This is a genomic window from Kaarinaea lacus (genome assembly GCF_975902315.1).
In genome coordinates, this window is sequence record NZ_CDLKIE010000017.1 from 1 (window position 1) to 2973 (window position 2973).

Annotated in this window: 2 protein-coding genes; one reads left to right on the forward strand and one right to left on the reverse strand. The window is 40.4% G+C overall.

What is annotated here, in order from left to right; all coding sequences use genetic code 11:
- Positions 1–415: 415 nt before the first annotated feature.
- The gene (locus ACWVCM_RS00300; protein WP_455199694.1) at positions 416–2266 is read right to left on the reverse strand and encodes a two-component system response regulator; all 1851 of its coding nucleotides are present in this window, start codon (positions 2264–2266) and stop codon (positions 416–418) included.
- A 327-nt stretch (positions 2267–2593) separates the two neighbouring features.
- Between ACWVCM_RS00300 and ACWVCM_RS00305 the strand changes: the two genes are divergently transcribed.
- A partial coding sequence (locus tag ACWVCM_RS00305) for a hypothetical protein (RefSeq protein ID WP_455199695.1) occupies positions 2594–2973 on the forward strand: 380 nt, incomplete at its 3' end.

A 2973-nucleotide genomic window follows, 5' to 3' on the forward strand; every position in this document is an offset into this window, starting at 1 on the left:
AAATAGTTTTTATTAACTTTAACGTTCCCGCTATAAATTAAATCTGTTTTTATATTAAGTAACGTATTTAATCAGTTATATTTTTTTTTACAACGAAAAAATACTTATTCGATGATATTTTTTTATTAATTGCGCATAAACTCTAAAATTTTGCGAGATACATGATTAACAATTCGCCAAATTATTCTTTATCCATATAAGTAACGTAAAGTTTAGATACTAACAATGATTAACCCCAGGTAAAGGCAGGGTACTAATGATGATCTGAAATGTTTGCGTGGCGAGCGTCAAACTACTCGCTTATCTGGTTTGCAAACTACAGATAAAGGTAATAAATAGTAGGTAGTAGGAAATAATTATTTCGCTAATTAGCTAGCGAAATACAAAGATATAAAACGGCCAGAGGTAACAGGAATCAGTTGAGCGTCCAGGCTACTTTGTTATCTACTGTCAACCAGTCATAAAGTTCATCAACTGGCATTGGTTTGGCATAATAATAGCCTTGCACCTGGTCGCAACCCATTTGCTTCAACAGGTCAACAGTTTGGCCATCTTCCACACCTTCAGCAATGACGCGTAAACCAAAGTTATGCCCCATACCAATGGTAGTGCCGACGATCAACCTGTCATCTTCATCTGCTGCCATATCCTTGATAAAGGTGCGATCAATTTTCATTTCATTAACTGGCAATCGCTTTAAATAGGCTAATGAAGAATAACCTGTACCATAGTCGTCGATGGAAATCTGCACACCAAGATCACTGAGTTGATTTAGCAAATTCAATCCCATATTAGGATCCTGCATCATAGCGCTTTCGGTAATTTCCAATATCAAACGATCAGGTTGAATATTATTTTTTTGCAGCAGCATCCTGGTATAACCAACCAGCGAATCATCACGCAAGCTACACGCTGATATATTCACTGCAATCGCAATATCCAGACCGGAGCGCGCAAACGCTGTTGCCTGGCGCATGGCATTATTTAATACCCAAACGGTTAATGGTTTAATAACACTGCTCTGCTCAGCCAGGGGAATAAATTCATTAGGCGGAATTAAACCCAGTTCCGGATGGTTCCAGCGCAATAATGCCTCGACACCGGAAATAGCGCCGGTTTTAATATTCACCTTGGGTTGGTACACAAGATACAAACTGTCATTATTGATCGCCTTGCGTAACTCCGCCATCAATGCCAGTCGACGCGGGTCATAATTATCTATTTCTTTTTCATATACAATTAGCGGTTGGCTACTCAATTTAGCATTATGCAAAGCCACCTCGGCTTGACGCACCAATTCAGTCGCCTCAGTAGTAAAGCGCGGAGCCAGCGATACTCCAACCTGGGTACCTATGTCCAATGCCATACTGGATAACTCGAAAGATGAAGACATGGCGGCTATAATACGGTGCGCTATGGATATCGCCCTGGTTTCTGAATCCAGATCATTGAGCACAACAACAAACTTTCCACCCGAATATTTTGCAGTAAAATATTCTTCTTCGCTGCTATCCCCGCGGGAGAGCTTTTCTACGCTTTCGCTAATTCTGTTAGCAGCAATTTGCAGTATCTTGTCACCACTGTCATACCCCACTGACTTGGAAATATCACTGAAGTTTTCCAGTGAAAATAACAGCATTGCAACAATTCTGTCTTCCTCCTGAACATGCCTCAGTATATTTCGTAAGTGATCGCATAAGCTCGCTGTATTCGCAAGCCCCGTCAAAGAGTCAAAGCCTGCCAAATGTTTGGTGTGTTCCTGCGCTTTTTTGATTTGATCAATCTGTCGCGTCAGCTCAATAACCTGTAGATGCTGATTAGACACCGTTTCCTTTTTAGCGGAACCGCCTTCCTTGACCATTTGCGACAAAAAGTGATTTTCCAATAAAGAGTTAATTCGGGTAATTACTTCTGTTTCACCAAATGGCCAGCCAATCACTTCTTTAGCGCCTGCTTTTATCGCGCTACTGGTGACATCAGAGTTAACGTCGCGCGTTAAAACCAGGATTGGTACATTGTAAATGCAAAGCTCCTGATGCAAGTTTTGTAGTACCTGCAAATGTGATCCATTGGTGTTATCGATATTTAAAACAACGAGTGCAGGAATTTTGCTTTTTTCGACGATTCTTTCACTACTAGCTGGTTTGCTATTTGTGATATTTCGAAAGCCATGAGCGTGTAATATATTTTTCAGCGCAAGAACATTCACCAGATCATTATCAACGAGCAAAATTCTGGCGTTAATTAGTTTGTCTTCTGGAATCACACTCACACCCCGTAAAAATTACAACGTATGCGGGATAGGTCAATACCCAGCATACTTCCCCTATAAGTATCGAATGATTACGCAATTTCTTTACGGATTTGTTCTACCAGGTCACATTTCCTTTCCCGACAAGTCATTGATTATCTTACGTAAAATAAAGAATCTGTTCCTGTATCGAATTTTGCCGCTGAATTTACTAAAGAAGCTTAGATCACCCTGATTGCACACCATCAAACCGGTCAAGAGTTATGGAAATTGACCGAAATATACTATGTGTCAGGACTAACCGGGAATCGATTTAACTACTGATAATTTAAGAGAATTTTAGTGATAAGGAATACACCTGAAGGGAACCAAACACTGTACCGATTGATGCCGGTTGAAATACTACTACAACTGGCAGCTCTTGCTATTTTTGCTCATAACTACTGGGGGCAGTTGCCGGAAAATCATATCATCACTTTTGTGACCATCATTTCTTCGGTAAATCTTTATCGTTTTATTGTTGTTTTTTACCTGCGTTACTTTGGCGACTCCAAAGCTGAAGGTCATGGCACATTTGCCAGCATTAATTTTTTACTTGGCAATTTTCTTTCCGGGCTTAGCTGGGGGGGTGGTTTTGTATTGCTAAGTATCATAAGCAATAAACTTGCATTATCGGATACCCTGGTGCCGGTATTAATGGCCTGTGTAGTTATGGCAAGCCT